Origin of the sequence: Blastomonas sp. (genome assembly GCF_041747255.1) — a bacterium.
Lineage (GTDB): Bacteria > Pseudomonadota > Alphaproteobacteria > Sphingomonadales > Sphingomonadaceae > Blastomonas.
Window position 1 is genome coordinate 1 of the sequence record NZ_JBGTFM010000121.1, and the last position, 2,164, is coordinate 2,164.

Annotated in this window: 3 protein-coding genes; all 3 read right to left on the reverse strand. The window is 62.9% G+C overall.

What is annotated here, in order from left to right; genetic code table 11:
* Positions 1-405: 405 nt before the first annotated feature.
* The gene (locus ACEW8G_RS04250) at positions 406-675 is read right to left on the reverse strand and encodes a hypothetical protein (protein ID WP_373487206.1); all 270 of its coding nucleotides are present in this window, start codon (positions 673-675) and stop codon (positions 406-408) included.
* A 1-nt stretch (position 676) separates the two neighbouring features.
* Positions 677-1,159, reverse strand: a complete 483-nt coding sequence (locus ACEW8G_RS04255) for a TspO/MBR family protein (protein WP_373487207.1) — start codon at positions 1,157-1,159, stop codon at positions 677-679.
* A 33-nt stretch (positions 1,160-1,192) separates the two neighbouring features.
* Positions 1,193-2,164: geranylgeranyl diphosphate reductase (locus ACEW8G_RS04260; RefSeq protein ID WP_373487208.1), on the reverse strand; the 972-nt coding region annotated here is incomplete at its 5' end.

A 2,164-nucleotide genomic window follows, 5' to 3' on the forward strand; every position in this document is an offset into this window, starting at 1 on the left:
GCAACGCAGCCGCGCTGAGCCCCCCGACTCCGGCCCCGATCACCAATATGGGTTCGTGCCGCATCAATCAGCGGCGGTGGGTGTGCACTAACATGGAGCAATGCTATCACCTGTCTAAAAAAGATGACAGTTGTTTGTCAGTTATTTTGGACAATACGCGCTCGTGGTTCAGCGCTGAAGCCCTCCCCCTTGATGGGGGAGGGTTGGGTGGGGGTGATCTCTCCGGATTGTGGCGCCGCGCCTTGACGCTCCGTCACCCTCACCGCTGCGACTAGGCAGCACGCTGCCAAGTCTCGCTGCCTCTCCCATCAAGGGAGAGGCCAACTCACAATCCTCTCCCATCAAGGGAGAGGCCAACTCACAATCCTCTCCCATCAAGGGAGCGGCCAAGGGGGCTCTCATTCATTACGGGAGCTTATTGCCCATCCCCCGCCGCCGCAGGTCGGCGACATGCACCGGAAACGACAGTGCCAGCGGTAGTGCGATCCATGTCCAATCCGCGCCGGTCAATGCGCCGCGCAGCGCGATGATGATCAGCACTGCCGGCCCCAGCGCCAGCGCGACATCCATCGGCTTGCTTCCACGCCTGACGAGAAAGGCGAACTCAACCGCCAGCACGAACAGGATCAGATCGGCGGCGTGGCCGCTGCGGAAAAAGTCGGCTGCGAAGGCCATGTCAGCCAAACGGCCCGTTGAGCTGCACAATCGCCGCATTCAGCGCGGCGACGACACTGACCCAGGCGAGATAGGGCAGCAACAGCAGCGCGGCGGGCTTGGAAAACCGCCCGCAATAGACGATCAGAAACGCCACGGAGAGCCACAAGGCCGCGACCTCGATCAGCGCCCAGTCTGGCCGCTGGACGCGGAAGAACAGCAGGCTCCACAGCACGTTGAGAAAGCCGTTGAAGGCAAACAGCCCAATCACCTTGGTGCGCGTGTTCGCATTTGGCGCCCCGCGCCACGCAGCGAGCGATGCCAGCGCGGCGAGCGCGAAGATCAGCGTCCATGCGACGCCATACAGCCAGTTGGGCGGCGTCCAGCTCGGCTGGGTAAGACCCTGATACCATGGCCCCAGATCGGTGATTGTCGCGCCGCCCGCCGCGACGATCAACGCCGCCATCGCGGCGAGGATCAGCGGCAATAGCCCTTCGCGGTGCATCAGCGGATGCCCCGGCAATTGAAATCCGTCATCTCAGGCGCGCGACAGTCCAAGCAGATGTCCCATGTCCTTCACGAAAATCTTAGCATGGGCCACCGGCTTACGCCGCACAAGCTCCTTGTGCATGTACGATTGCCAGGTGAGATACTGGACATCCGGGTCGGCGCACATCTTGACAAAACGCTCGCGGCGCTTGTCGCTGGAATACCAGAAATACTGCATGATGCCGAGAATCCAGAACACCTTGCCGTGCTTGGCCATGAAGTTCTTGCGGGCCAGTTTCAGCGCCTTTGGGTTGCCGGTGGCGAGGAATTGGGTGACCGCTTCGGCTGCCATCCGCCCGCAGGTCATCGCGTAAAAGATGCCTTCGCCCGATGCCGGGGCGACGACACCTGCGGCATCGCCAGCGACCACGATGTCGCGGCCATTGTCCCAGCGTTTCAGCGGCTTCAAGGGGATCGGCGCGCCTTCCTTGCGGATCGTTTCGCACCCGGCGAGCCCGGTGTCTGCGCGCATCTGCGCGACGGTTTCGCGCAAGGGGAAGCCCTTGTTGGCGCTGCCCAGGCCAATGCTGGCGGTGTCGCCGTGCGGGAAAATCCAGGCGTAAAAATCGGGCGAGAGCTTGCCCTGATAATAGACATCGCAGCGGTCGGCATCGAAATCCGATTTCGCCGCGACTTCGGGCGTGGGGGTGCGGATCACCTCGTGATAGGCGAACACACAGGGCACGCGGTCGGCGCCTTTGAGGTTCTGCCGGGCAACTGCCGAGCGTGCGCCGTCAGCGCCGATTACCGCGCGGGTGCGTACCCGCACTTCTTCTCCCCCGCGGCCCTCCCGATAGCAAACCACCGCCGTGCCATCGGCATCACGATCGACGCGATCAAAATTGCCGGTGCGACGATCCGCGCCGTTGATCGCAGCGCGGGCGCGCAGCCATTCGTCAAACACATCGCGGTCGACCATGCCGACAAAGCCCTTGCCGTTAGGTCCATCACCCACCGGCAT

Bases quoted from the DNA above. Each gene is read 5' to 3' on its own strand.
- ACEW8G_RS04250 (WP_373487206.1), bottom strand. From the start codon at position 675: ATGGCCTTCGCAGCCGACTTTTTCCGCAGCGGCCACGCCGCCGATCTG.
- ACEW8G_RS04255 (WP_373487207.1), bottom strand. From the start codon at position 1,159: ATGCACCGCGAAGGGCTATTGCCGCTGATCCTCGCCGCGATGGCGGCG.